Origin of the sequence: Caulobacter sp. Root343 (assembly GCF_001425745.1) — a bacterium.
In the GTDB taxonomy this organism is placed as follows: domain Bacteria; phylum Pseudomonadota; class Alphaproteobacteria; order Caulobacterales; family Caulobacteraceae; genus Caulobacter.
In genome coordinates this window covers 774,768-795,699 of the sequence record NZ_LMDF01000007.1, presented here as the reverse complement: position 1 = coordinate 795,699, position 20,932 = coordinate 774,768, and the positions used below count along the sequence as shown (strand labels likewise).

Genomic DNA, 20,932 nt, shown 5'->3' with positions numbered 1-20,932 from the left:
GATCGGGGCGGAAACCTCGACGCCAGGGAGTTGGTCATGGCCGGCATCGCCGCCTGGGGCGCCTATGCGCCGCGTCTTCGTCTGAGCCGCAAGGCCGTGACCGAGGCCAACGCCTGGGTCGCGCCCAACCTCAAGGCCAAGGGCAAGGGCGAGCGGTCCATGGCCAACTGGGACGAGGACGCCCTGACCATGGCCGTCGAGGCGGCTCGCGACGCGCTGGGGCCGGCCGACGACCGCTCCCATATCGACGCCCTCTATTTCGCCTCGACCACCGCGCCGTTCGCGGACCGGCTGAACGCCGGGATCGTCTCGGCGGCCCTGACCTTGGAGAAATCGATCCGCGCCAGCGACGTCACCGGCTCGCAGCGCTGCGGACTGACGGCGCTGGGACAGGCCCTGGTTAGCGGCGGAACCGCCCTGGTCGCTGTCGGCGAGCACCGCAAGGCGCGAGCGGCCTCGGCGCAGGAGCTGGACTTTGGCGATGGCGCGGCGGCCTTCGTGGTCACGGAGGGGGCCGGCGCGGCCGAGCTGCTTGGGCGTGGCAGCGTCACCGATGACTTCGTCGACCACTTCCGCGGCGATGACGGCGGCTTCGATCACTACTGGGAGGAGCGCTGGATCCGTGACGAGGGCATCGTCAAGCTGGTCCCGCCGGCCATCCAGAGAGCGCTTGAAGTCGCGGGGTTAAGCCCCTCTGATATCGACCATTTCTGCTTCCCGTCCACTTTCGCCGGCATGGCCGCGAGCCTGGCCAAAACCATCGGGATCCGGCCCGAGGCCGTCCGCGACAATCTCGCCGCGGTGATGGGCGAGGCCGGCTGCGCGCACGGGCCAATCATGCTGGCGCACGCGCTTGAAGAGGCCAAGGTCGGCGAGACCATCCTGGTCGCCCAGTTCGGCCAGGGCGCCGAGGCCTTGGTGTTCCGCGCCACCGGTCAGGGCCAGCGCCCTGCGCGCGGCGTCACGGGCGCTCTGGCCGACCGTCAAGAAGAAACCAACTACCTGAAGTTCCTGACCTTCAACGGTCTGATCGAATGGGACAAGGGCATGCGGGCCGAGAAGGACAACAAGACGGCCCTGACCACCCTCTACCGCAACGAGGACATGATCCTGGGCTTGGTCGGCGGGCGCTGTCGCGAGACCGGCGTCGTCCAGTTTCCGCGCACCCGCATCTCGGTCGCGCCCAACAACCCCGCCGTCGACACCCAGGAGCCGTACCGCTTCGCCGAGCGCAAGGCCTCGGTGCTCAGCTACTCGGCCGACTATCTGACCTTCTCGATGAACCCGCCCAACCATTACGGCATGATCGTCTTCGAAGGCGGCGGACGGATCATGATGGACATCACCGACGTCGCGCCGGGCGATGTCGAGACGGGCCTGCCGGTACGGATGGTGTTCCGCATCAAGGACGTCGACGAGAAGCGCGGCTTCGTCCGCTACTTCTGGAAGGCCGCGCCGGACCGGGCGGCGATCGCGGCTCAAACCGCTCAAGCGGCGGAATAGGAGGCGACCATGCCACAGGGAATCCGCGACAAGGTCGCCATCCTCGGGATGGGTTGTTCGAAGTTCGGCGAGCGCTGGGACGCGGGCCCCGATGACCTGATGGTCGAGGCCTATCTGGAAGCGATGCAGGACGCCGGTGTCGAGCCAACTCAGCTGGATGCGGCCTGGTTCTCGACCCACATCGACGAGATCGGCTCGGGCAAGGGCGGCACGCCGCTGTCGATCGCCCTGCGCCTGCCGAACATCGCCGTCACCCGGGTCGAGAACTTCTGCGCCTCGGGCTCGGAGGCCTTCCGGGGCGCGGTCTACGCCGTGGCGGCGGGCGCGGCCGACATCGCCCTGGCGGTCGGCGTCGAGAAGCTGAAGGACACCGGCTATGGCGGCCTGCCGGCCGGCAACCCTGGCACGCTCAACCCGCAGGTCATGCCCAACGGCTCGGCCCCGGGGAACTTCGCCCAGCTGGCCAGCGCCTATCGCGCCAAGCATGGGGTCTCGAAGGATGACCTAAAGCGCGCCATCGCTCACGTCTCGGTCAAGAGCCACGCCAACGGGGCCAAGAATCCCAAGGCCCACCTGCGCAAGCCGATCACCGTCGACCAAGCCCTCAACGCGCCGATGATCGCCGAGCCGCTGGGCCTGTTCGACTGCTGCGGCGTCTCGGACGGCGCGGCGGCGGCCATCGTCACCACGCCCGAGATCGCCCGAAGCCTGGGCAAGCGGAACCTGACCACGGTCAAGGCCCTGCAGCTGTCGGTCTCGAACGGCTACGAGAGCCAGTACAACGGCTGGGACGGCAGCCACTTCCACACCGCCCGCATCGCCGCGGGCAAAGCCTACAAGGAGGCCGGCATCGAGCGACCGCGCGAGCAGATCTCGATGATGGAGGTGCACGACTGCTTCTCGATCACCGAGCTGGTGACCATGGAGGACCTGTTCATCTCGCCGGAGGGGCAGGGTTGGCGCGACGTGCTGGACGGCTTCTACGACGCCGACGGCGGCGTGCCGTGCCAGATCGACGGCGGCCTCAAGTGCTTCGGCCATCCGATCGGCGCGTCGGGCCTACGCATGCTCTACGAGATGTATCTGCAGCTGCAAGGCCGCGCGGGCGAGCGGCAGCTGTCCGACCCGGTTTTCGGCATGACCCACAACCTGGGCGGCGCACCGGCCAGCAATGTCTGTTCGGTGGCGATCATCGGCCGGGAAGACGCGTAGGAAAGGGCTTAATCCCAGGCGGGGCTTGGTGTACCCACGAGTCCATGGGTGTCATTGGCTTGAGACGCTGGATCTTCGCGGGCGTGGCGCTGTTCCTGGCGCTGGTCATCGCGGCGGCGTTCATCTGGCGCTACGACATCCTCAGCAACGCCCTGGACCCCAAGGTCCCGTTCCTGACCTATCACCCGCCGCCGGCCCCGGATTACGGCAAGCGCGCCTCCTGGGCGCTGCTGCCCCGCGACGCTGACGGCGTGGCGCCCGTGGATCGGTCGGTCGATGTCTTCTTTGTCCATCCGACCACCTTCGACGGCGGTCGTGACTGGAACGGCGGGATCGACCAGCCGAAGGCCAGCCGCTTCCTGTCGCGGGTGGTGCTGCCCAACTACGCCGGGCCGTTCGACCGCGTGGGCCGGGTGTTCGCGCCGCGCTACCGGCAAGCCAGCCTCTACACCTATCTGACCCTGCGCGACGACGCCCGCGACGCCCGGCGCTTCGCCTATGGCGACGTTCTGCAGGCCTTCCGGACCTATCTGTCGCGCTATGGCCACGACCGGCCGTTCATCGTGGTCGGGGTGGAGCAGGGCGGCTCCCTGGCCGCGCGGCTGCTGCGCGAAGAGGTCGCCACCAAGCCGGATCTGAAGCGCCGCCTGGTCGCCGCCTATCTGATCGAGACCGTGGTTCCGGCCGACGAATACGCCCCGGACTCTCCATTGCCGGCCTGCGAACGGCGGGGCGAGACCCAATGCGTCGCCGCCTGGGCGTCGGCCCAGGAAGGCGACTTCCGCAGCGTCCAGGAACTGATGGGCCGCTCGCTGGTCTGGGACGGGGCCGATCAGTTGGTCAATCTCGAGCATCGCGAGCCCCTGTGCTTCAACCCGCTGCTGGGCGGGGTCACCCTGGAGCGGGCGCCGGCGCGGCTGAACCTGGGGGCGACCAACGCCACGGGCCTGGATTGGGGCGCTCGACCAGCCTTCCTGCAGCGCCAGGTCTCGGCGAGATGCGAGAACGGTTTGCTGCGCACCAGCAAGCCCAAGTCCAGTTCGCTGCGCGACAGTGGCTCGTGGGCCGATCGCCGCAAGGTCGACGCCTACAACCTGTTCTACGCCGACCTCGAGGCCGACGCCCAGGTCAGGGTCGCGGCTATGACAGGGCGTCCGGCAAGCCCGTCGCGACTTTACGGCGAGGCCGGCGCGCCTTAGGCGTGGGCGCTCAACTCTGCCCAGGATGCTCCATGCCCTCCGGTCTCGCCGCCCTGCTCGATGACGTCGCCGGCATCACCAAGCTCGCCGCCGCCTCGCTGGACGACGTCAGCGCCGCCGCCGGCAAGGCCGGCACCAAGGCCGTGGGCGTGGTGGTCGACGACACGGCGGTGACGCCGGGCTACGCCTTGGGCTTCACGCCCGACCGTGAGCTGCCGATCGTCTGGAAGATCGCTCTGGGCTCCCTGCGCAACAAGCTGCTGTTCCTGTTGCCCGGGGCCATGGTGCTGAGCGCCTTCGCCCCGTGGGCGGTGACGCCGCTGCTGATGTGTGGCGGCGCCTATCTGACCTTCGAGGCGACCGAAAAGGTGCTGGAAGCCTTCACGCCGCAAAGCGAGGGCGAGGCGATCGAGGAGCTGGCGCTGAGCGGCCCCGAGCTGGAAAAGCAGAAGGTAGGCGGCGCGATCCGCACCGACTTCATCCTGTCGGCCGAGATCATGGCGATCGCCCTGGCCGACGTTTCGGACAAGCCTCTGGCGATCCAGGCGGGCGCCCTGGCCCTGGTCGGCGTGCTGCTGACCATCGGCGTCTACGGCGTCGTCGCCCTGATCGTGAAGATGGACGATATCGGCCTGCACCTGTCGCGAGGGCGGTCGCCCGGACTGCGGGGGTTCGGCCGGGGCCTGGTCAAGGCCATGCCCTGGACCATGGAAGGCCTGACCGTGATCGGCACGGCGGCCATGCTGTGGGTCGGCGGCGGCATCATCGTCCACGGCCTCGAAAAATTCCACCTGACGCCGATCCCGCATTGGGTCGCAGGCTTCTCGCGTTGGGCTGGGCAGGTTCCTGGGATCGGCGCCCTGACCGGCTGGCTGGCCTTTGCGCTCGGCTCGGCGGTGGTTGGTTTCGCGATCGGCGGCGTCCTGGCTGGCGTGATGCACCTCTGGCACCACCGCAAGGGCGCGGCGGCGCACTGAGCGCGGTTTAACCCGCGTCGTGAAGCGGCGAGGCGGGTTTCCAGTCGAACAGTTCCTGCAGCATCCGCAGAGCCTGGCCGCGCGGTGAGGTCAGGTCCGGGTCGCGGGCCAGGATCAGGCGGGCGTCGTCGGCGGCCACGGCGATCAGGTCGCGGTGAGCCACGGGATCGGCCAGGCGATAGGCCGGGAAGCCGCTCTGCTTGAGGCCCAGCGGGTCGCCGCCGCCGCGCAGTTCCAGGTCTCTCTCGGCGATCTCGAAGCCGTCGTCGCTGCGGCGCAGGATGTCGAGGCGCTGCTGGGCCACTTCCGACAGCGGGGGATCATAGAGCAGGACGCAGGAGCTCTCGCGCGCGCCCCGGCCGACGCGACCACGCAACTGGTGCAGCTGGGCCAGGCCGAAGCGGTCGGCGTGCTCGATGACCATGATGCTGGCGTTGGGGACATTGACCCCGACCTCGACCACCGTGGTGGCGACCAGGACGCTGACCTCGCCATCGACGAAGCGCTGCATGACCGCGTCCTTCTCGGCGGCCGGCATCTGGCCGTGAACAAGGCCTACGCTGGGGCCTAGCTGCTGGCGCAGATCGGCGGCGCGATCCTCGGCGGCCCGCAGGTCGACCTTGTCGGACTCGGACACCAGCGGGCAGATCCAGAAGGCTTGAGCTCCGCCGGCGATGGCGACGCGCAGGCGATCGACGATCTCCGGCACGCGTGGGATGGGCGCGGCGCGGGTGGCGACGGGCGTGCGGCCCGGCGGCTTCTCGTCGATGCGCGAGACGTCCAGGTCGCCGAACACTGTCAACTCCAGGGTGCGCGGGATCGGCGTGGCCGACATGGCCAGGAGATGGACGCCCCAGTCCACGCCAGCAGGACCCTTGTCTTGCAGGCGACGCCGCTCGTTGACGCCGAAGCGGTGCTGTTCGTCGATCACGGTGAACGCCAAGGCCTTGAAGGCGACGTCGTCCTGGAACAGGGCGTGGGTGCCGACGGCGACCTGGTGAGTCCCGTCGACCAGACCCGCCAGCTTGGCCGCGCGGCCCGGGCCCTTGTCACGGCCGGTCAGTAGGATCACCGACAGGCCCAGGGCCTGAAGCGGCGGGGCGATGGTCTCGAAGTGCTGGCGGGCCAGGATCTCGGTCGGCGCCATCAGGGCCGACTGCAGCCCTGCGTTGGCCACGTCGGCCATGGCCAGCAGGGCCACCACCGTCTTGCCTGAGCCGACGTCGCCCTGCAGCAGGCGGCTCATCCGCTCTCCGGAGGCCAGGTCGCCGCGAATCTCCGAAAGGGATCGGATCTGGGCCCCGGTCAATTTGAACGGCAGGGCCTTCTCGGCGGCGTCGGACAGCGGCCCGGCCGAAATACGTGGGCCGGGATGCGCCCGGCGCGAAGCCTTGCGCTGGGCCAGGGCCAATTGGTGGGCCAGCAGCTCGTCGTAGGCCAACCGCCGACGGGGGCGGGCCAGGGGCGAAAGATCGGCCTCGCTGGTCGGTGCGTGGACGACGGTCAGGGCCTCGCGCCAGCCGGGCAGCTTTTCGCGCTCGCGCCAGGCGGGGTCCTGCCATTCGGGAAGCTCGGGCGTGCGTTCCAGGGCCTCGAGCGCAAACTTGCGGAAGGTGCGCGAGGGCAGGCCCGCCGTTGCGGGATAGACCGTCTCGACCTCGGGGATGTCGCCAGCCCGTTCCTCGGCCACGATATAGTCGGGATGGGCGATCTGCAGTTCCGAGGCGAAGCCGTCGGGACGTTCGACCTTGCCGCTGACCGCCCGACGCGCGCCCTTAGGGTGCTGACGCTCCAGGTGCGGCCCATGGCCCTTGAACCAGATCAGCGTCAGGAAGCCGCTGCCGTCCCACGCGCGGATTTTCCATGGTTGGCCCAGCCGGTGCGGCGGCTGGTGAGCGTCGATGGTGACGACGAAGGTCTGGACCTGGCCTTCGACCGCCTGATCGACCGTGGTCACCGAGCGACGGATCAAGCCCACCGGCGTGGTGAACAGCACGTCTCGCACGATCGGGCCGGCCAGCTTCTCGACCAGCGGCGCGACGCGGGGGCCCACGCCTTTCAGCGTGGACACCGAGGTAAACAGGGGAAAGAGAATCTCAGGGCGCATCCGTCGCGACCTTAGCCGCGTCCGCGCCCCGGAACAGGCCCTAGTCGGCCTGATTCATTACGGGCGTGAGGGCTATGACGATGTCCGAATACTCGTCGGCGCGCGAGGCGCCCGAAACGTTCAGACGGGTATAGAGCCAGGTCGCGCCGTAGCGCGCATAGGCTTCCGACCAGCGGGTTTTGGAGTCGACCAGATTGTTGGCCTCGCCCGCATAGACGACGGTCCCCTTGTTGTCGACATAGACATAGTTGCCGGCGATCGTGGTGTTGGGGTCACCGTTCTCGGCCAGCTTGTAGCGATAGACGGCGCCCGAGGCGCCCTTGAGTTCGATGTAAGGCTTCACGCTGTCCTCGCCAAAAAAAGCCACCCGGCGTAGGGCTTTGGATTCAAATGTTTAGAACGCGCCTGGGCAGCGAAGCCGCCTACGCTTTCGCCTAACGCGCTACCAGGACGTGAAGCGTCCCGTGGGCCAAATTATGGCTACCCCAGACTAAGGTTGGAGGACGCCTGACCTGGCCAGAAACCGACGAGTCCGCTCCTCGCGCGGCGAGGCGAGAAGTTGACGGGACGGTCCTTGCTCCACGATGACGCCGCCGTCCATGAAAATCGTGCGATCGGCCACATCTCGCGCGAAATCCATCTGGTGAGTGACGATGACCATGGTCCGCTTTTCGACAGCCAGGTCGCGGATCACGGCCAGGACCTCGCCCACCAGTTCGGGATCGAGGGCCGAGGTCGGCTCGTCGAACAGGATGACCTCAGGATCCATGGCCAGGGCCCGGGCGATGGCGCAGCGCTGCTGCTGACCGCCCGAGAGCGCCGCCGGATAGGCGTCGGCGCGACCGCCCAGCCCAACCTTGTCCAGCAAGGCGCGGGCCTTGGCGTGGGCCTGGGCGGGCTCGGCCTTGCGAACCACGATCGGGCCCTCGGCCACGTTCTGCAGGGCCGTGCGATGCGGGAACAGATTGAAGCTCTGGAAGACGAAGCCGACACGGCCGTTCAGCTGTCTGGCCAGGGGTGTCTTGCCGCCCGCCGTGACGCCCGCGATGGTCAGGTCGCCGCCGTTCAGCGGCTCGAGGCCGGCCAGGCAGCGCAGCAGGGTGCTCTTGCCCGAGCCGCTGGGGCCGATGATGGCCACCACCTCGCCGGGGACGACGGTCAGGTCGACTCCCGCCAGGACGGGCGTATCGCCGAAGCTCTTGAACAGGCCCTTGGCGTCGATCGCGCTCATCGGCGGCCCTCCGCAGCGCGGCGCTCCAGCCGGTCTTGCACGGCGGCGAGCGCGGTGGAGACGATCCAGTAGATGGCCGCCGCGGCCAGGTACATGGTGAAGATCTCATAGGTGCGGGCGGTGATCAGCTGGGCCTGGCGGAACAGTTCGGGCACCTGGATGGTCGCGGCCAGCGAGGTGTCCTTGACCAGGCTGATGAAGCTGTTCGACAGCGGGGCCACGGCGGTGCGGGCGGCCTGGGGCAGGATCACCCGGCGCAGGGCCTGGCTCCGACTCATGCCCAGCACGCTGGCGGCCTCCCACTGGCCCTTGTCGACGTTGGCGATGGCGCTGCGCAGGATCTCGCACGCATAGGCGGCGACGTTCAGCGAAAAGCCGATGCCGGCGGCGAGAAGGGCCGGCATCTCTATCCCGAACTGCGGCAGGCCGTAGTAGATCAGGAACAGCTGCACCAGCAGCGGCGTGCCTCGAAATGCCGAGACATAGACGGCGGCTGGCCAGCGCAGCAGCGGCGCGCGCGACAGGCGCATCAGGGCCAGGGCGAAGCCGAGCACGACGCCGATGCTCATGCCGATGATGCTGAGCAGGACGGTGTAGCCGGCGCCCTTCAGCAACAGGGGCGCGGATTGGCGCAGGAGGTCGAAGCCGGTCTCCATGGCCTAGCGGGTCACGTCCATGCCGAACCACTGCTGCGAGATCGCGGTCAGGCGGCCGCTCTTGCGCAGGGCGTCGATGGCTTGGTCGATGACGATCTTCAGGCCCGGGTCCTTCTTCATCGCCACGCCCGCGCCCTGGGCCGCGAACGGCGGGCCCGAGGCCACGAAGTCGGGCGAGGTCTTGACGAAGTCGGCGGCGACCAGGCGGTCGTTCAGCACCGCGTCGGTGCGACCGGCCTTGAGGTCCTGGTACTTGGTCGGATCGTCGTCATAGGTGCGAACGTCGGCGGTCGGCACGTTGGCGCGGATCCATTGCTCGTAGTTGGTGCCCAGGCCAACCCCGACCTTCTTGCCGGCCAGGTGTTCGGGCTTGGTCAGGCCGGTCTTGCTCTTCAGGGTGATGATCTGGATGCCCGACACCGTATAGGGCTCGGAGAAGTCGTACTTGGCCTGGCGGTCGGGGGTGATGGTGATCTGGTTGATCACCACGTCGACGCGGCCCGATTCCAGCGAGCCCAGCAGGCCGGCGAACGGAGCGGGGTGGAACTCGGGACGCAGGCCCAGCTGGGCGGCCAGGGCCTTGGCGAAATCGACCTCGAAACCGGCCAGTTGGCCGCTCTTGTCCTGGAAGTTGAAGGGCGGATAGGTACCCTCCAGGCCGATGCGCAAGGTTCCGGACGCCTTGATCCGGTCCCAGCTGCTGGCGCCAGCGTCTGGCTTCTTGGCGCAGGCGGCGAGCAACGAAACACCGAGACCGGAAAGCACGGCGCGGCGGGCAGGGAATCGCATCGGACAGACCCTTGGACGAAACAATCCCGCGCAGTTCTATACGGGACAGCGTCGTTCGCCAGTCCGAACATGACCGCCTGCCGGCCCAGGCTTCGCCGTACACGGATCATGACCTCGATTTAAGCTGACGCCGGCGGCGGACTCGGGGCGTGTTCCCAAGTTCATCTCTGGGGAGAGGGGACATGGCTCAATCTTTCGATCCCGCGGCCGCCACGGCCGCCTATCTGGCGCAGCTGCCGCCCGAAGCGCACGTCAAGGCGCAGCACTACACCCAGGGCGGCCATTGGTTGCTGCTGTGGGGTTTCGTCGTCTCGATCGTGTCCGCCTGGATCATCATCCGCACCGGCGTGCTGACCAGGATCGAGCAGGGCGTCGAGCGCAAAAAGGGACGGCCGTTCCTGGCCAGCCTGGCCGTCGCGGCCGTCTTCATGGCCTTCAGCTGGCTGCTGGAGTTGCCCTGGACGGTCTATTCGAACTGGTGGCGCGAGAAGCAGTACGGCCTGACCAGCCAGGCCTTTAGCGGCTGGCTGGGCGAAAACCTGACGTCGACGGCGATCTCGGTCGTGTTCACGGCGCTGTTCCTGGCGCTGCTGTACCTGCTGATCCGCCGCGCGCGCCGCCTGTGGTGGCTGTGGGCCGGCGGGCTGACGGCGGTCTTCATCGTGCTGAGCATGCTGATCGCGCCGATCTATATCGAGCCGCTGTTCAACCAGTACACGCCCGCGCCGGCCGGTCCGGTCCGCGACGAGGTCGTGGCCATGGCCAAGTCGGTCGGCATCCCGAGCGACAAGATCTTCGTCTATGACGGCTCCAAGCAGTCCAACGCCTACACCGCCAATGTCTCGGGCCTGGGCGGCTCGGCCCGGGTGGCGATGAGCGACACCATGTTCAAGAAGGGCGCAGACATCGCCGAGGTGCGCGGCGTGGTGGGTCACGAGATGGGCCACTACGCCCACCAGCACTCGCTGTGGATCACCGGCATCTTCGCCGTCCTGGCCGTCGCGGCCTTCTTCATCGTCGACAGGACGTTCCCGTGGTTCGCCTCGGCGCTTAACGCCAAGGGCGTGACGGGGATCGCCGACCCAGCCGGCCTGCCAGTGCTGGCTGTGATCATGACGGTGCTGGGCCTGATCGGCGGGCCGATCGCCAACACCCTGATCCGCGAGATCGAGAGCGACGCCGACCGCTACAGTCTGGTGAACTTCAACGAGCCGGACGGCCTGTCAAAGGCGCTGGTCAAGACCATCGAATACCGCGCCGCGACGCCGTCGAAGCTGGAGGAGGCGCTGTTCTACGACCACCCGGCCGTGGGTGTGCGGGTTCGCCGCGCCATGGACTGGAAGGCGACGCATCCGAAGTCGACCAACTGATCCGACCTTCCCCGGCGAATGCCGGGATCCAGATACATCAAGGGCGGCTGGAGCTTTCGCGCCAACCGCCCTTGTCATTTCGCCGCCGCTCATATGGGCTCGATCTGGGTCCCGGCCTTCGCCGGGAAGGTCGGGCGTGGTGAGACCTACCGCTTGCGCACGAACACCGTACCCGCGGAATAGCCCGCCCCGAAGCTGCAGATCAGCCCCGTCTCGCCCGCCGCGAAGTCGTCGTTGGCGGTGTGGAAGGCGATGATCGAGCCGGCCGAGCTGGTGTTGGCGTACTCGTCCAGGATGATGACGTTCTCTTCCGGCGTCGGATCGCGGCCCAGCACCTTGCGGCCGATCATCTCGTTCATGTTGATGTTGGCCTGGTGCAGCCAAAGGCGCTTGAGGGCGTGCGGATCGATCCCGAGGTCGCCAGCGTGCTCGATGATCATCTCGCTGACCATCGGCACCACTTCGCGGAACACCTTGCGGCCTTCCTGGACGAACAGCTTGTCGCGAGCGCCTTCGCCTTCCGGCGCGGCGCGGTTCAGGAAGCCGAAGTTGTTGCGGATGTTGTTGGAGAACTGGGTCTTCAGGCGCGTGCCCAGGATCTCCCAGCCGTCCGTGGCCTGGTCGGCGTCCTCGACGATGACGGCCGTGGCCACGTCGCCGAAGATGAAGTGGCTGTCGCGATCCTTGAAGTTCAGGTGGCCCGAGCAGATCTCGGGATTGACCATCAGCACCGCCTTGGCGCTGCCGGTCGTCACGAAATCGGCGGCGGTCTTGATGCCGAAGGTGGCCGACGAGCAGGCCACGTTCATGTCGAACGCGAAGCCGTCGATGCCCAAGGCCTGCTGCACCTCGATGGCCATGGCGGGGTAGGGGCGCTGCATGTTCGAGGCCGCGCAGATCACCGCGCCGATCTCCGACACGGGCTTGCCCCAGCGCGCGATCGCCTGCTTGGCCGCCTCGACCGCCATCTCGGCCAGGATCGACAGTTCGTCGTTCGAGCGCTCGGGGATGACCGGCCGCATCAGGTCCGGATCGAGAATGCCGTCCTTGTTCATCACGAAGCGCGACTTGATGCCCGACGCCTTCTCGATGAACTCGGGCGAGGACGGGGCGAGGGCGACGACGTCGCCGGCCGCGATGGCCTCGGCGTTGGCGGCGTTGAAGCGCCCCACGAAGGTGTTGAAGGCCTCGACCAGCTCGGTGTTCGAAATGCTGTGGGGCGGGGTGAAAAGCCCCGTGGCGGCGATGACGGCTTGCGGCAAGACGGCGGTCCCGATGATGCGCGCGGGCCGCTTTGAGCCCGCGTTCTGACGCTTGTTTGAACCCGTAGATAGCATGGAAGACGCCCCCGTCATCCCTGCGGCATTTCGGTCACGACACCCAATGACCTTAAACGGGGCCGTGAACCGCCCCATGCCCGCCGCGTTATCGGCCTAGCCCTAGGCTGGCTGAGGGAGCTGAAGACTACGAGTAGAATTGGAGTACAACAATGAAGACTCTCATCGCCACTACCCTGGTCGCTGGTTCGGTTCTCGCGGCCCCGCTTTATGCTCAGGCTCAGAATTCGACCGAAGTGTACGGCTCTCTGAACTATGGCCAAACTCGGACAAGAGGCGCTGATACCGGCGCTATTCAAGGACGCGTCGGCGCCAAACTTACGCCTAATTTCGGCGTCGAGGCCGAGGCGGCCGGCGGCGTCGATAGCGACACGGTCTATACGCCCACCGGTCCAGCCAATGTGAAGATGGAACACCAGGTCGCGGGCTACGCCGTGGGTTACCTGCCGGTGACCCCGAACCTCGATCTTCTGGCCCGCGCCGGCTACGGCACGACCAAGTTCAAGACCAACAATCCGGCCGCGACCGAGTTCGACGGCAGCCGCGACAGCTGGAACTACGGCGTCGGCGCCGAGTACAAGTTCGACGACAAGAACGGCATCCGCGCCGACTGGACGAAGTCGGAATACACCAAGAGCGATCTCAGCTCGAATACGGTGGCCGTGGGCTACGTCCGCCGCTTCTAAGCGACAGCTTTCACGCCATGAGGACGGCGCGCCCTTTCGCGGGGCGCGCCGTTTCCGTGTGGACTAGACAAGAGATCTGAACGGTCGGCTGAGGAACCGCGATCCTTTCAAGCCGTAGCGCCAGGGTTGGTCCACGGCCTTGGTGATGCCGATACGCGGGCCTTCGATCACCTCTACCGCCGCCGGCGGGGGTTCGAGGCGGAAAGGCGGCGTCGTCATCGAAAGTCCGTTGTGCGTGGCGTCGATCCCCAGCGCCTGGCAAAGCCGACCGGGACCGGCGGCGAGCTGGCGCGGATCGATGAGGCCGCGTCGCGCGATCATCCGGTCCAGGCCCAGGGTCGGCTCCAGAGCGCGGAACAGCACCGCCGCGCCAGGGCGTGGGCCGCAGACGATGTTCAGGCACCAATGCAGACCGTACGAACGATAGACATAGGCGCGCCCGACGGGACCGAACATCGGCGCGTTGCGCGTGGTTGGGCCCGAGAAGGCGTGGGAGGCCGGATCGTCGGCGTCATAGGCCTCGGTCTCGACCACGATCCCGCCGACACCGTCAAAGGTGAGCAGGGCGCCGATCAGCTGCCGGGCTAGCTCTTGTGAGGGCAGGGTGAGATCGATCACGCGATCTGGTCCATGCGGCATTGCTCGGGCGACTTGTCGGGACGGAAGCGTAGCAGTTTCGTCCCGTGCCGGAAGCGTCCGCCCGAGACATGGTCGAAGGAGACCTCGACGACGATTTCCGGCTTCAGCGGCGTCCATTGGGCGGAGCGCTCGTCCGACCAGCGGCTGGGACCGCCGGGCGCGTCGCCCGTAAAGCCGCTGCCGCCGGCCAAGGCTTCCAGCCGTCGCGTCAATTCGGGCTTGTCGGCGGCGGCGAGGCCGGATGTGAAGCCCACATGGTCAAGCCGGCCGGCCTCGTCATAGAGCCCGAGCAGCAGCGAGCCGACCAGCTTTCCATCCCTGCCATAGCGGAAGCCGCCGACCACGCAGTCGGCCGTCCTCTGCCGCTTGACCTTGACCATCGTCCGTTCGCCTTCGGCGTACGGACCGTCCAGCCGCTTGGCGACGATCCCTTCCAGCTTGCCTTCATCAAGCCAGGCCTGAGCCTGGGCGCGATCCTCCGTGCCTTGGGTCAGCAGTAGCTCGGGGCCGCCGTGGCGCTTCAGAAACCGGTCCAGCGCCGCGCGGCGTTCCCTCAGCGGCGCGGCGCGCAGATCCGTCCCGTCGGGCGCCTGCAGCATGTCGAAGGCGGCCAGCACGGCGGGGATTTCGCCCGCGAGCCGGCGGATGCGACTCTCGGCGGGATGCAGCCGCATCTGCAGCGCCTCGAACGAATAGGTCTCGCCGGTCGGGATCAGCAGTTCGCCATCGATCGCGAAGCCTTCCTCCACGATGGCGGCAAGCCGGGCGACGACCTCGGGAAAGTAGCGCGTCAGCGGCTTGCCCGACTTGGCCTGAAGGATCACCGCGGGGCCGTCGCGAAAGGCGAGGCAGCGGAAGCCATCCCACTTGGGTTCGTACCACCAGCCGGGGCCATCCGGCAGGTGATCGGCGGATTGAGCCTCCATCGGAACGGCGCGCGTCAGGCGGGCAGGCGAGTGGGTCATGAAGGTTCAAACCGAGCGGCCCGCAAATCGTTCACCGGCCGCGCAGGCTTGACGGCCCGCGCGGAGCCGTCAATCTGAACGGCAATAAGTTAGGGGGGATCTTGGACAAGGCGCTGTTGATACAGCTGGGCGGCTCGATCGTCGCCGTGATCCTGCTCGTGGCGTTCGCGGCCTGGATGGGCGTGGCCCGCGCGACCCCGCCGCTGGACGCCGAAGCGGCCCGGGCGCTGCTGACCCAGGAATTTCCCGAACACCGGCCGAACGCGGTCTGGATCGCCGCTGACGGGGCGGGGGTCATCGCCCGCGCGGGCGATCTGGCCCTTGTGCTGTGGCGGCGTGGCGACGGTTATGTCGCCCGCGATCTTCCCTGGTCCGCCGTCGCCGCCCTGAAACCGACCAGCGGCCGCCTCGTCGTCCGCTTGCCTGACGCCCGCCCCGTGTTCGCCGTCAACGACGACGTCTGGCCGCCGAAAGAGCTCGCCTGATGCTGAAAGCCCCATTCGATCCTGTCCAGTTGGCCATCCCGTTCTTCGTGCTGGCCATCATCCTGGAAATCCTGCTGGGCCGTCTCGGCAAGGCCAAGGCCAACTATGAGACGCGAGACACCGCCATGTCGCTGTCCATGGGTTTCGGCAGCACTGTGGCCGGCCTGCTGGTGGGCGGGGTGATCTTCGCCGCGACCGTCTGGATCTGGAAGCATCGGATCTTCACGATCCCGATGACGGCGATCTGGGCCTGGGTTGTCATCTTCCTGCTGGAAGACCTGACCTACTACTGGTTTCATCGCATATCCCACGAGCGGCGCTTCTGGTGGGCAAGCCACGTCAATCACCACACCTCGACCCACTACAACCTGTCGACCGCCTTGCGGCAGACCTGGACCGGCGGCGTCGCGGGCACGTGGCTGCTGTGGCTGCCGCTGACGTTCCTGGGCTTTCCGCCGGCCATGGTGGCGATCCAGAAGGGGATCAGCCTCGTCTACCAGTTCTGGATCCACACCGAGGCGATCAAGCGCATGCCGCGCTGGTTCGAAGCGGTGTTCAACACGCCCTCGCATCACCGCGTGCACCACGCCCGCAACGCCCGCTACCTGGACGCCAACTATGCCGGCATCCTGATCATCTGGGACCGCCTGTTCGGCACCTTCATCCCCGAGATCGATGAGGAGCCCTGCCGCTACGGCACGGTGAAGAACCTGGGCAACTTCAACCTGCTGCACAATGTCTTCCACGAGTGGATCGGCATCGCCAAGGACGTGGCCGGCGCGAAGTCGCCGCGCGAAGCCCTGGGCTACGTCTTCGGTCCGCCGGGCTGGAGTCCCGACGGCTCCCGCGACACCTCCCACACGCTGAAGGCCAGGTGGCGGGCGCGGCTGGAAGCTGAGAAGGCCTCTAGCGCACCGTGATGTCGACCGCGATCCGGCGCACGGCGCCGTCGGGCGACGAACCTTGCAGCACCAGCCGGTCGTGGCCGGCGTAGCCGGACGCCGCGGTATAGAAGGCCTGGTGTCCCGGCACCTTGCGATTGTTGCAGGCCGCGCGCGGATTGCCCGGCGGGAAGGCGGCGAAATAGGGCTCGTCGTCGACCGTCGCCACGCCGTGCGCCGGCGGCTCCAATATGGTCAAGGTCGCGGCGGGCTGATGGGCGGAGCAGTCGGGGTCGATGGCGCTGTTGGCCCAGATCCGGACCGGCGTGCTGCCGACGGCGGCTCTCTCGACGTGCAGCTTATGATAGCCCGAGGACGGCGCATGTCGGGCGACCGTCACGTCGTAGCGTTGCGCCTGGGCGCTGGCCCCGGTCGCGATCACGGCCCCGCCGCACGCCAGCAAGAAGAGTTTGAACCGCATGGTCGATCTCCCAGGATGAAGGCTGGGCGGACGCTGGGCCGGGTTTGTTGCGCTTCGATTGCCTGCTTGTTGCAACGGCCGCCGGGGTGATTTCGCGTTCAGGCGAAAGGACCCAGGGCCTTCCTCAGGGTCGCCATCGGATCGCCGTTCAAGCCCAGGGCATGGCCCATCCCGGCCAGGCAGAAGCCGATCACCAGGATCCGCAGCGCGAAGCTGAGCGCGAAGCCCAGCGGCTGAGCGTCGCGGTGATAGCGATAGTTTTCACCGGCCAGGACGCCGGTCTTCACGCCGCGAAACAGGGTCCAGGCGATGAAGGCGGCCATCGCCATGTAGGCGCAATAGATCAGGACGTTGTCCAACAGCCCGCTCCTGGTTCCGGCGCAGGTCTACAGGGCCAAGGTTAAGGTGGGCCTTAATCGCGCAACAGCGGCAGGGACAGGCCCGTCGCCTGGCGGGTGGCCAGCATCTCGCGGCGGAAGCGGAACAGCTCGGCGGGACGGCCGCCAGTTTCGGCGTCGAGGCGGCCCAGGCCCTCGACCAGCTCCTCGCGCTCGACCACCCGGCGGAAGTTCTGCTTGTGCAGCGGCACCCCGGCGATGGCCTCGACGGTGCGCTGCAGGGTCGAGAGGGTGAACTCCTCGGGAGTCAATTCGAACACCACGGGGCGATACTTGATCTTGCCGCGCAGGCGCGACAGCCCGGTGGCCAGGATCCGCCGGTGGTCGGAGATCATCGGATCGCCGAGAGCCGCCGACAGGGCGGCGGGTTCGGCGGGATCGTGGCCGTCGGCCCGGGCCCGGTCGCGGGCGGCTTCAGGGGCCAGGCCAGCCTCGTAGAGCAGCTCGTAGCGCTCGAGCACGCGCTCCTCGTTCCACGGTGCGCCGTCCAGGGCGAAGGCCAGGCGCGCGCGCGACCACTTGGCGGCGTCGTCGCCGGCCCAGCGGCGCAGGGCCGGCGCGATGGCGTCGTCCAGCAGGGCCGGGCGACCGGCGCGCCAGTCCTCCCAGGGGAAGAAGCGGCTCCAGGGGGCCCAGGCGGTGTCAGGGGCGTCCGTGTCGACCGCCTTGGGCGTCAGGCCCAGATAGCCGACCGAGACGACCCGCGCCGCGCCGGCCCCGACCTCGGCGCGTGGGGCGTCCCGGCCCTTGTCGCCGAAGGTGTAGAGCTGCTCGACATAGCCCAGCTGGAACCGGGTCTGCTGGGTCACGAAGGCCCGCAGGCCCAGCTCGAAGGTGCGGTGCGCCTCGGGATCGAACGGACCGAACGGCAGACCCGAGAGCGGCGAAGCGATGTCGGTGACGGCGTCGTGCGGCCGCACGGTCAGGACCACGGCCTCGCCGTCGCGGATCGCGACGACCACCGCCGAAAGGCCGATGACGACCGAAGCGCTCATGCTGGCGGGCTCATGCGAGGGCGCTCATTCGGTCTCGAACGCCGCGCCGGGGGCGGACTCGTAGCCGGCTGCTCGCGAGAGCACGTGGAAGCGCTGGACGTAGCGCGCCTGGGCTTCGAAGGGGGGCTGCGGGACGATGCGCAGGTCATAGCCCACCGGCGGCGCGCCGAAGATCGACAGCGATTCCGCGTGCTCGAAGCCCGCCAGCTGGGTGGCCTCGAAGAAGGCGCAGGCGCGGTCGGCCTGCTTGATCAGCTTCTTGATCGGGGCGGGGGTCTTCACCGGCAGACCGAAGCGGATGTGGATCGCGTCTTCCAACCTGGCTTCGAAATCCTTGTAGCTGACCCCCAGCGCCGCCTTGAAGGGGCTGATCATGTCGCCGATCACATACTCGCTGGCGTCGTGCAGCAGGGCGGCCAGGCGCCAGCGCGGCTCCAGGTCGGGCTTGATGTGCGTGGCGATCTCCTCGACCACCAGGCTGTGCTGGGCCACCGAGAAGCCATGGTCGCCGATCGTCTGCCCATTCCATCGAGCCACGCGGGCAAGGCCATGGGCGATGTCCTCGATCTCGATGTCCATTGGCGACGGATCGAGCAGGTCGAGCCGCCGGCCGGAGAGCATTCTTTGCCAGGCACGGGGCGGTCCGCCCCTATGCAGCCCTTTGGCCACGAGATCGTTCCTTACGGTGAAGGTGGTTTGACTGGCGCATCGGTTGAGAAAGATCAATGTGCCCGTCGCCGTCATCTGTGGAAATGCCCTTGAAGGGAGTTCGATCATGAGTTGGGCGAGAATCATGGTTCCGCTGGCCGGAACCCCGAACGACCAGGGCGTTCTGACCTCCGCCGCGGCCCTGGCGAGCGCGTTCCAGGCCGAGCTGGCCTGCGTGCACGCGCCGGCCGACATGGCCGACCTGATGCCCTGGATGGGCGAGGGCTTCATGGGCGGCGTGCAGGTCACCGCCCTGGAAAGCCTGAAGGAAGCCGCCCTGGAAGGCGCCCGCGCCGTCGGCAAGCTGGCGGCCGAGACCGGCTATCCCCGCACGCGTGTAGTGACCCTGGATTCGCCGGTCTGGGCGGGCTTGGCCATGGAAGGGCGGCTTTCGGACGTCATCGTGTTCGACGACGCCTCGGCGCGCGGCAAGGGCCCGTTGGCCGAGTCGTTCCAGCAGCTGGTCGCCGACGAGCAACGCCCGACCCTGGTGGCGCGCGCCGGCTTCAAGGTCGACGGCGCGGTCCTGGTCGCCTGGGACGGCGGCAAGGAAGCCAGCCGCGCCATGCGCACCGCCCTGCCGCTGCTGCAAAAGGCTGGTTCGGTGATCGTGGCCGGCGCCCCCGGCGCCTCGTCACGCGCCTTTGAACTGGAGCGCCTCGTGGAATTCCTGGCCGCGCGCGGCGTCCGGGCGACCGTGAAGGTCCTGGATGGCAATGGCGACGCCGCCGGCCTGCTGCTGGGCGCGGCGCGCGACACCAACGCGAACCTCCTGGTCGTCGGCGCGTTCGGTCATCCCAGGCTTCAGGAATTCATCTTCGGGGGCACCACCCGCACGCTGCTGAACAGCGACGGGCCCTCCCTGTTCCTGTCGCACTAGGACGCTGTTTCTTTGGAAGAAAGGAGACCCTGAATGTCTCTGTCCCGCATCGTCATGCGCCTGGCGCGCAATCCTGGCACCGAATTCGCCGGCGGCGACGACCATCGCGGCTATTCGCTGACGGCGCCCCTGACCGAGGACGGCCACATCGACGAGGGCGCCTACGCCAAGGTGAAGGGCGAGTGCAGTGTGCGCCGCTTCGCGCCCGACGAGGATGCGGTGGACGGTCGCCTGAACAAGCGCGGCGCGCGCTGGTTCTTCGACTATGACGACGAGGACGTCGCCGACGACGAGCCGCTGCATCGACTGGGCGAGCACCGCTTCGCCCTGGGCGAATACGTCACCGTCACCGACGAGGACGGCCGGCCGCTGACCTACAAGGTGATGGAGGTCACGCCGGTACAATAGAACCCTGTCATCCCGGACGAAGCGTAGCGTAGATCCGGGACCGCGGCAGGCTCAGAGCTTCCGGCGGTCCCGGCTCGGCGCGCTTCGCGCTTGGCCGGGACGACAGCTTTTTACGGTCACCCGCCCACGTTGTGGCGGACCAGGGCCTTCATGTCCTTGAACAGATCGTGGTCGTCGGTGTCGCGGGTCTTGGCCTTGACGACCGCGACGGCCAGTGGACCGCCCTTGGGGCCGCGCGCTTCGTAGCCGGCCAGGCGATAGCCCTTCGGGGCCTTGTCGTTGGCGAGGATCAGGGTCGAGCGGACCGAGTCGCCGCCTTTCTTGGCGCGGATCTCGGCGGCGTGATCGCTGGCCTTGATCGTCACGTCGCCCTCGTGCTCGTCGTTCGTGTGGACGTTCACCGCGTCGTGGGCGTCGTCGCTCTTGAAGTTGACGTTCTTGTTGACCTTCACCTCGGCGGCGCCGCCGTCGCTGTTGATGGTCAGGTGGCCGATGCGGATGTCGGCGCCGTCGTCGCTGGCGTCGATATTGACCCCGGGCAGATGGATGCTGGTGCGGTTCTTGGCGCCCTTGCCGTCGTGACGCTTCGGTTCGGACGGCGGCAACGGCATGATGGTCTTCAGCTCTGTCTCGATCGGCGCCAGCGCGGCCTCGGCGTCGCCGCTGTTCAGCTTGATCAGCCGCAGGTCGACCGTGGCGTCGTCGGACGCATAGGCGCAGGACTGGCCGTCGGCGGCGGCGCTGACGCGCTTCAGTTCGCCCTGGCGCTCCGGGCAGTCGAGGCGGCCGATGACGCGCAGGGGCTCGCGACGGCCCATCCGGCGCTCGCCGCGGTCGTGCTTTTTTTCAGGTTCAAGGCGATGGCAGGCGGTCAGGGCCGTCGCGCCAACGCCGATCATCAGCGCCGCGGCCAGCCATTTCGAATGACGCATGGTTTCCCCCGGGACCTCCCCGTATTTGCGCGGGAAGGTGGGCGCACGCCCGGGGCGCGTCCAGTGAAATCCAAGTAACGGCGCTTTCGCCCG

General features: G+C 67.8%; 22 protein-coding genes and 1 pseudogene. 10 read left to right on the top strand and 13 right to left on the bottom strand.

Features of this window, described 5'->3' with window-relative positions:
* The first annotated feature begins 36 nt into the window (after positions 1–36).
* From ASC70_RS16245 to ASC70_RS16230, 4 genes are read left to right on the top strand one after another with little or no spacing between them, the layout of a single operon-like run.
* Positions 37–1,503, top strand: coding sequence for a hydroxymethylglutaryl-CoA synthase family protein (locus ASC70_RS16245; protein ID WP_056051824.1), 1,467 nt, complete (start codon positions 37–39; stop codon positions 1,501–1,503).
* Between the two features lie 9 nt (positions 1,504–1,512).
* Positions 1,513–2,715 carry an acetyl-CoA acetyltransferase gene (locus ASC70_RS16240; protein WP_056051821.1) on the top strand — a complete coding sequence of 401 codons (1,203 nt, stop codon included), beginning with the start codon at positions 1,513–1,515 and terminating at the stop codon, positions 2,713–2,715.
* 44 nt (positions 2,716–2,759) lie between these two features.
* On the top strand, positions 2,760–3,914 hold the full coding sequence (locus ASC70_RS16235; RefSeq protein ID WP_056051819.1) for a DUF3089 domain-containing protein: 1,155 nt from the start codon (positions 2,760–2,762) through the stop codon (positions 3,912–3,914).
* A gap of 32 nt (positions 3,915–3,946) precedes the next feature.
* Complete coding sequence (locus ASC70_RS16230) at positions 3,947–4,891, top strand: DUF808 domain-containing protein (RefSeq protein ID WP_056051817.1); 945 nt, start codon at positions 3,947–3,949, stop codon at positions 4,889–4,891.
* 7 nt (positions 4,892–4,898) lie between these two features.
* On the opposite strand, the gene recG is transcribed toward ASC70_RS16230, so the two are convergent.
* From recG to tcyJ, 5 genes are all read right to left on the bottom strand, one after another.
* Positions 4,899–6,998, bottom strand: a complete 2,100-nt coding sequence (gene recG / locus ASC70_RS16225) for an ATP-dependent DNA helicase RecG (protein ID WP_056051814.1) — start codon at positions 6,996–6,998, stop codon at positions 4,899–4,901.
* A 40-nt stretch (positions 6,999–7,038) separates the two neighbouring features.
* On the bottom strand, positions 7,039–7,341 hold the full coding sequence (locus tag ASC70_RS16220; protein ID WP_047405307.1) for a hypothetical protein: 303 nt from the start codon (positions 7,339–7,341) through the stop codon (positions 7,039–7,041).
* Positions 7,342–7,488: 147 nt separating this feature from the next.
* Entirely contained in the window at positions 7,489–8,229 is a 741-nt protein-coding gene (locus ASC70_RS16215; RefSeq protein ID WP_056051811.1) for an amino acid ABC transporter ATP-binding protein, read from the bottom strand.
* Entirely contained in the window at positions 8,226–8,885 is a 660-nt protein-coding gene (gene tcyL, locus ASC70_RS16210; protein WP_047405311.1) for a cystine ABC transporter permease, read from the bottom strand. The genes ASC70_RS16215 and tcyL overlap by 4 nt, the downstream gene beginning before the upstream one ends.
* Before the next feature lie 3 nt (positions 8,886–8,888).
* Positions 8,889–9,674, bottom strand: a complete 786-nt coding sequence (gene tcyJ, locus ASC70_RS16205) for a cystine ABC transporter substrate-binding protein (RefSeq protein WP_056051808.1) — start codon at positions 9,672–9,674, stop codon at positions 8,889–8,891.
* 182 nt (positions 9,675–9,856) lie between these two features.
* Between tcyJ and ASC70_RS16200 the strand changes: the two genes are divergently transcribed.
* On the top strand, positions 9,857–11,044 hold the full coding sequence (locus ASC70_RS16200) for a M48 family metallopeptidase (protein WP_056051806.1): 1,188 nt from the start codon (positions 9,857–9,859) through the stop codon (positions 11,042–11,044).
* A gap of 146 nt (positions 11,045–11,190) precedes the next feature.
* On the opposite strand, the gene ASC70_RS16195 is transcribed toward ASC70_RS16200, so the two are convergent.
* The gene (locus tag ASC70_RS16195; RefSeq protein WP_056052843.1) at positions 11,191–12,306 is read right to left on the bottom strand and encodes a beta-ketoacyl-ACP synthase III; all 1,116 of its coding nucleotides are present in this window, start codon (positions 12,304–12,306) and stop codon (positions 11,191–11,193) included.
* A 227-nt stretch (positions 12,307–12,533) separates the two neighbouring features.
* Between ASC70_RS16195 and ASC70_RS16190 the strand changes: the two genes are divergently transcribed.
* Positions 12,534–13,067, top strand: coding sequence for a porin family protein (locus tag ASC70_RS16190; protein WP_056051803.1), 534 nt, complete (start codon positions 12,534–12,536; stop codon positions 13,065–13,067).
* 63 nt (positions 13,068–13,130) lie between these two features.
* On the opposite strand, the gene ASC70_RS16185 is transcribed toward ASC70_RS16190, so the two are convergent.
* Positions 13,131–13,685 carry a DNA-3-methyladenine glycosylase gene (locus ASC70_RS16185; protein ID WP_235519425.1) on the bottom strand — a complete coding sequence of 185 codons (555 nt, stop codon included), beginning with the start codon at positions 13,683–13,685 and terminating at the stop codon, positions 13,131–13,133.
* Positions 13,682–14,671: an ATP-dependent DNA ligase gene (locus ASC70_RS16180; protein WP_056051795.1), complete on the bottom strand. Its 990-nt coding sequence runs from the start codon at positions 14,669–14,671 to the stop codon at positions 13,682–13,684. The genes ASC70_RS16185 and ASC70_RS16180 overlap by 4 nt, the downstream gene beginning before the upstream one ends.
* A gap of 101 nt (positions 14,672–14,772) precedes the next feature.
* On the opposite strand from ASC70_RS16180, the gene ASC70_RS16175 reads away from it, so the two are divergent.
* Positions 14,773–15,156 (top strand): hypothetical protein, encoded by a 384-nt coding sequence (locus ASC70_RS16175; protein WP_056051792.1) that lies wholly within the window; start codon positions 14,773–14,775, stop codon positions 15,154–15,156.
* Entirely contained in the window at positions 15,156–16,076 is a 921-nt protein-coding gene (locus tag ASC70_RS16170; RefSeq protein ID WP_056051790.1) for a sterol desaturase family protein, read from the top strand. Before ASC70_RS16175 ends, ASC70_RS16170 begins: the two co-directional genes overlap by 1 nt.
* On the opposite strand, the gene ASC70_RS16165 is transcribed toward ASC70_RS16170, so the two are convergent.
* The 4 genes and pseudogenes from ASC70_RS16165 to ASC70_RS16150 all read right to left on the bottom strand — a co-directional run bounded on the left by ASC70_RS16165 (position 16,063) and on the right by ASC70_RS16150 (position 18,580).
* Positions 16,063–16,518, bottom strand: coding sequence for a hypothetical protein (locus tag ASC70_RS16165; protein WP_056051788.1), 456 nt, complete (start codon positions 16,516–16,518; stop codon positions 16,063–16,065). The genes ASC70_RS16170 and ASC70_RS16165 overlap by 14 nt on opposite strands.
* Before the next feature lie 98 nt (positions 16,519–16,616).
* Positions 16,617–16,877 (bottom strand): hypothetical protein, encoded by a 261-nt coding sequence (locus ASC70_RS16160; RefSeq protein WP_047405327.1) that lies wholly within the window; start codon positions 16,875–16,877, stop codon positions 16,617–16,619.
* 53 nt (positions 16,878–16,930) lie between these two features.
* Positions 16,931–17,970: pseudogene (locus ASC70_RS16155) on the bottom strand (hypothetical protein); the annotation flags it as partial.
* Positions 17,936–18,580 carry a YfbR-like 5'-deoxynucleotidase gene (locus tag ASC70_RS16150; protein ID WP_082539749.1) on the bottom strand — a complete coding sequence of 215 codons (645 nt, stop codon included), beginning with the start codon at positions 18,578–18,580 and terminating at the stop codon, positions 17,936–17,938. The pseudogene ASC70_RS16155 and the gene ASC70_RS16150, both read right to left, overlap by 35 nt.
* Positions 18,581–18,686: 106 nt before the next feature.
* Between ASC70_RS16150 and ASC70_RS16145 the strand changes: the two genes are divergently transcribed.
* Positions 18,687–19,499 (top strand): universal stress protein, encoded by an 813-nt coding sequence (locus tag ASC70_RS16145; RefSeq protein ID WP_056051782.1) that lies wholly within the window; start codon positions 18,687–18,689, stop codon positions 19,497–19,499.
* A 33-nt stretch (positions 19,500–19,532) separates the two neighbouring features.
* Positions 19,533–19,907: a hypothetical protein gene (locus ASC70_RS16140; RefSeq protein ID WP_056051780.1), complete on the top strand. Its 375-nt coding sequence runs from the start codon at positions 19,533–19,535 to the stop codon at positions 19,905–19,907.
* Positions 19,908–20,023: 116 nt separating this feature from the next.
* On the opposite strand, the gene ASC70_RS16135 is transcribed toward ASC70_RS16140, so the two are convergent.
* Positions 20,024–20,839, bottom strand: a complete 816-nt coding sequence (locus tag ASC70_RS16135; RefSeq protein ID WP_056051777.1) for a hypothetical protein — start codon at positions 20,837–20,839, stop codon at positions 20,024–20,026.
* Positions 20,840–20,932 lie beyond the last annotated feature (93 nt).